The sequence below is a fragment of the Chryseobacterium sp. 2TAF14 genome (assembly GCF_052115105.1).
Classification (GTDB): Bacteria; Bacteroidota; Bacteroidia; order Flavobacteriales; family Weeksellaceae; genus Chryseobacterium.
Genome location: NZ_JBFRGA010000219.1, coordinates 1 through 3,883, shown reverse-complemented (window position 1 = coordinate 3,883; position 3,883 = coordinate 1). Strand labels below are relative to the sequence as shown.

Genomic DNA, 3,883 nt, shown 5'->3' with positions numbered 1-3,883 from the left:
CCTACAACGTTCTGAAAACTTTACAGAAAAATGCATTGCAGATTCCTGGAATTCAAAACGTAACGATTTCTACAGGTAGAGGATTATTATCCGGAAACGGTAGTAATAACGGCCTTGCTTTTGTGAAACTTAAACCTTTTGACGAAAGAAAAGGTGACGGATTATCTTCTGAGGAAATTACCAAAAGATTATTTGGTCTTGCAGGAAAAGTTCCTGATGCTAAAGTTGTATTCTTCCAGCCTCCAAGTGTACCGGGATTTGGTAGCAGTGCAGGTTTTGAGATGGTACTTTTAGATAAATCCGGAGGAGATTTTGCTCAGCTAGATGCAAAAACCAATGAATTTATCGGAAACCTGATGCAGAGACCGGAAATTGAATTTGCACAGACTTCTTTCAATACAAAATATCCGCAGTATTTAATGGAAATCAATGTTCCTTTAGCGAAACAAAAAGGAGTTTCTGTAAACGATATTTTATCAACAATGCAGGGTTATATTGGTGGAATTTATGGTGCAGACTTTACCAAATACGGAAAACAGTTTAGGGTAATGATTCAGGCACTTCCTGAAAGCAGAGTAAATGCAGAAAGCCTTAATCAGTTTTATATTAAGACAAGTTCAGGAGAGATGTCGCCAATTTCACAATTTGTGACATTAACTAAATCTTACGGACCTCAATCGGTTGGTCGTTATAACTTATTTACTTCAGTAAAAATTACCGGAGCAAACAAGGCTGGTTACAGTTCTGGAGACGCCATTACTGCGGTTCAGGCGGTAGCTAAGGAGACACTTGATCAAAATTACGGTGTAGAATTTACAGGTCTTACAAGAGAAGAATTAAATTCAGGATCGCAGACTTTATTGATCTTTGCTTTGAGTTTGGTATTTGTTTATTTCATTCTTTCGGCTCAATACGAAAGTTACATTCTTCCATTGGTTGTGGTAATTTCGCTGCCTTTAGGAGTTATGGGAGCTTATTTCGGACAGAAAATAATGGGTCTTGAAAATAACATTTACTTCCAGATTGCATTGATTATGTTGGTCGGATTATTGGCGAAGAATGCGATTTTGATTATCGAATTTGCTGTTCAGCGAAGACATCATGGAGAAACTATTGTAGAATCGGCAGTAAATGCAGCAAAAGCCAGATTAAGACCGATTTTGATGACATCATTGGCGTTTATCTTCGGTTTATTGCCATTGGTTTTAGCAAGCGGAATTGGTGCTGTAGGTAACCGTTCTATTGCGACAGGTGCTGCAATTGGTTTATTGATCGGTACTATTTTAGGGGTGTTTGTAATTCCGGTTTTATATGTGATTTTCCAAAATTTACAGGAGAAAATCAAGCCGATCAAGCACGAAGAAATGAACTTAGCTGAATAAGAAATCTTTAAGATTTAAATAATGAAAAATTTATCAATAATAAAAGGAACAGCTTTGTCAGTGCTTACTGCGGTAGTTATTACTTCTTGTCATGTAAGAAAAGAGTATGAAAGACCAGCCGCTGCAGTTGACGAAAAACTGTTCCGTACCGATATGCTGCCTCAGGACAGCACAAGTATTGCGAATGTTTCCTGGAAAGAGATCTTCACAGATCCTATTCTTCAGGGACACATTACAAAAGCTTTAGAAAACAATCTTGATGTAAGAATCGCCGTACAAAATATCACTTCTGCAGAAGCTTATTTAAAACAGGCAAAAGCAGCTTACGAACCCACTTTATCAATCGGACCCAATTATACTTTTCAGACACAGTCAATTAATACTCAGTTTGGTCAGATCATCGGAGAGAGACGTTATGTAAATCAGTTTGATATTACAGCAACCATCGGTTGGGAAGCAGATTTATGGGGAAAAATGAAGTCTCAGCAAAAAGCCCAGTTAGCAACTTATCTGGGAACTTTAGCTGCTCATAAAGCGGTAAAAAGTGACTTAGTTGCATCGATCGCTTCGGCATATTTTCAGTTGCTGACTTTTGATGACCAAAAGAGAATCATTGAAGAAACTATTAAAGTAAGAGAAAATAATTTAGAAACCACAAAAGCTTTAAAAGAAGCCGGAACATTGACGGAAGTTGCCGTTCAGCAAAGTGAAGCTTTGGTTTATAATGCCAAATCTTTACTGATCGACATTGATACTCAAATCCAGCTTTTAGAAAACACAATGAGCCTTTTGATGGGTGAATCTTCACAAACCATTACAAGATCATCATTATCATCACAAACAATTCCTAACAGTTTAGCTTTAGGATATCCTGCAAGTTTGCTGTCAAATCGTCCTGATGTGATGCAGGCAGAATTTAATTTGATGAACGCTTTTGAATTGACTAATGTTGCCAAAGCTCAGTTTTATCCAACCTTAAGATTAACGGGAAGTGGAGGTGTACAATCGGTAGACATCGATCATTTGTTTAGTGTAAACTCTCTTTTTGCGAATGTTGTAGCCGGTTTGGCACAACCCATTTTAAATAGAAGACAGATCAGAACCAACTACGATGTAAGTTTAGCCAACAAAGAAACAGCGTATCTTAATTTCAGAAAATCTATTCTGAATGCCGGAAAAGAAGTTTCTGATGCCATAAGAGTATTTTCGGTGCAGGATTCTTTTATCGATTTAAAGAAAAAAGAGCTTGATTCTTACAAAAAATCAGTTGATTATTCTCAGGAATTGGTCAACTACGGAATGGCAAATTACCTTGAAGTTTTAAACGCAAGTGTAAACTCATTAAATGCCGAGCTTAATATTTCAAATGCAGAATACAGTAAAATGAAGGCTGCAGTAGATTTATACCAGGCTTTAGGCGGTGGATGGAAATAACGAAAAGTTAGTTATTATATATTCAAATCTTGTTAAGACGTGTGCTGGAAACAGTGCACGTTTTTTTTATTAAATATTTAATAAAATTTGTATATCATCTATAAATACTTACATTTGCATACTTATAAAAAGTAAGGGGAATTAGCTCATCTGGCTAGAGCGTTAGACTGGCAGTCTAAAGGTGACGGGTTCGATCCCCGTATTCTCCACATTTAATTGTAAAAAGCCTTCCTGTTTGGAAGGTTTTTGCATTTAATCAAATTTTCCTCAGACCATTTAAAAATTATCTTCCGTAAAATATTAAACTATAAAATTAAATTGATATATTTGCCCAATTCTAAAAATATAGAGATAACTTGAATTTTAAAAACTATCCTGAATGTTTCAGACTATTTTTAAGAATAAATTGAATAAATAAACTTATTTCATAAACTATTGTAACCTATGAAGAAACTATTTTTGCTTTTATTAACTATTTTTTCATTAATTGGATGTACCGCAGATGACGAAACCCTTGTTGATTATGTAGGAACCTGGTCCGGAACTTACGAAGGTACAGAAAAAGGTCTTTGGAAATTTGTAGTTGCCACCGATGGGAAAGTTACCGGAACAATGTACAATGAAACAAGCAATGAAAATTATAATATTTCAGGGTTTCTAGACAGATCTGGTCAATTAACCGCTGAATTGGTTTTGCCTGCAGACGGACAGTTTAACGGAACATTAAACATCGATGAAAAAGGAAGCGGAAATTGGACGAACGAATCACCAACTCCTGCAAGAAGCGGATCTTGGTCCGGAGAAAAAGATAAATAGATCAACTATTATAAATAAAAAAACGGCTGCAAACTTTGTTTGCAGCCGTTTTTAATTTATTTAAACAAATCCCATTTGTACGACTTGGGAATCTTTTTTTACTGCAACAAAATGAATCACATGATCTTCTTCCGAAAAATGATTTTCAAAAACAACATCGGTCTGGTTTTCCTGCAATTTTATTTTTTCTTCAAAAGATTCTGAAAGATAGTTTTCAAAATCTATTTTTATACTCACAATCGCTGCTTCGT

Annotated in this window: 3 protein-coding genes, 1 tRNA gene and 1 pseudogene; 4 read left to right on the top strand and 1 reads right to left on the bottom strand. The window is 35.6% G+C overall.

Features of this window, described 5'->3' with window-relative positions:
• The 4 genes from AB4Y90_RS16250 to AB4Y90_RS16235 all read left to right on the top strand — a co-directional run.
• Positions 1-1,382: efflux RND transporter permease subunit (locus tag AB4Y90_RS16250; protein WP_441558620.1), on the top strand; the 1,382-nt coding region annotated here is incomplete at its 5' end.
• A gap of 21 nt (positions 1,383-1,403) precedes the next feature.
• Positions 1,404-2,816: an efflux transporter outer membrane subunit gene (locus AB4Y90_RS16245; protein ID WP_441558619.1), complete on the top strand. Its 1,413-nt coding sequence runs from the start codon at positions 1,404-1,406 to the stop codon at positions 2,814-2,816.
• A gap of 135 nt (positions 2,817-2,951) precedes the next feature.
• Positions 2,952-3,025, top strand: a tRNA-Ala gene (locus tag AB4Y90_RS16240).
• Positions 3,026-3,260: 235 nt separating this feature from the next.
• Complete coding sequence (locus AB4Y90_RS16235; protein WP_441558618.1) at positions 3,261-3,632, top strand: hypothetical protein; 372 nt, start codon at positions 3,261-3,263, stop codon at positions 3,630-3,632.
• 60 nt (positions 3,633-3,692) lie between these two features.
• Here the strand turns inward: AB4Y90_RS16235 and AB4Y90_RS16230 are convergent.
• Positions 3,693-3,883 (bottom strand): annotated as a pseudogene (locus AB4Y90_RS16230) (hypothetical protein); the annotation flags it as partial.

Excerpts from the sequence above, each read along its gene's own strand:
- AB4Y90_RS16245 (WP_441558619.1), top strand. The coding sequence starts at position 1,404 with ATGAAAAATTTATCAATAATAAAAGGAACAGCTTTGTCAGTGCTTACT.
- AB4Y90_RS16235 (WP_441558618.1), top strand. The coding sequence starts at position 3,261 with ATGAAGAAACTATTTTTGCTTTTATTAACTATTTTTTCATTAATTGGA.